The organism is Candidatus Symbiopectobacterium sp. NZEC135, assembly GCF_025962695.1.
Genome location: NZ_JAGFPF010001039.1, coordinates 1 through 759, shown reverse-complemented (window position 1 = coordinate 759; position 759 = coordinate 1). Strand labels below are relative to the sequence as shown.

The 759-nt window shown below is 55.3% G+C and carries 1 protein-coding gene and 1 pseudogene; both read right to left on the bottom strand.

Annotated features, from left to right (window positions below; all coding sequences use genetic code 11):
- The coding region (gene pabC, locus J5224_RS32290) for an aminodeoxychorismate lyase (RefSeq protein WP_264629027.1) at positions 1-431 on the bottom strand (431 nt) is incomplete at its 3' end.
- Positions 432-627: 196 nt separating this feature from the next.
- A pseudogene (locus J5224_RS32285) lies at positions 628-759 on the bottom strand (beta-ketoacyl-ACP synthase II); the annotation flags it as partial.

The window sequence follows — 759 nt, the reverse complement described above, 5'->3', positions numbered from 1 at the left end:
CGGTTCAAGTGTTTAATGCCCGCCAATCGTGGGTTGCGCCCTAATGTGACCGGACTGATGCCAAGGGTGATGCCCTGCTTGCGCCATTCGATGTAATGCGCTGGATAACCCGTCTGCATCACAATGCGCGTCGGTTCGCCACAAGACAGTGTGCTGTAACCTCGACCGCCACTGCCGCGCGTTAGGATGGTTTTCACTACGCCTTGCTCAACCCCCTGCGCCGCCCGCTCCATTTCGGCTTGCAGTGTATCCCATGCCGCAAACGGAATAAGCAAACGCTCAGCGTCCTGACGTAACCGCGCCATATGCAATGCTAACCACACGACCTTGCCTTCCAGCACGCGCGCGGTGGTGAAGCATCCATCACCGTACTGGAGGCCACGATCGGCAACGGTTATCTGCTCTTGCACCTGACCATTTATCCAAAACATACGCAGTCCTCACCCAACACGTTCATTTACACTGACGCCAACAACACCAATAGCCGCGGCAGTAGCGTGACGTTCAGAGTGCCAGTAACCCAGGGCGGCAACAAGTGGCGTGTTCTGAATTCTGCGCTACCACAATGATGGGTGACAGGCAAAAAAAAACCCGGTTGCCCGGGCTTTTAGCGGTATCGCAACGCTGTTACACGCGGCGGAATACCAGTGTACCGTTGGTGCCGCCAAAACCGAAGGAGTTACACAGTGTGTATTCCATATCGGAAACCTGACGTGCTTCATGCGGTACAAAATCCAGGTCGCAACCTTCGTCCGGATT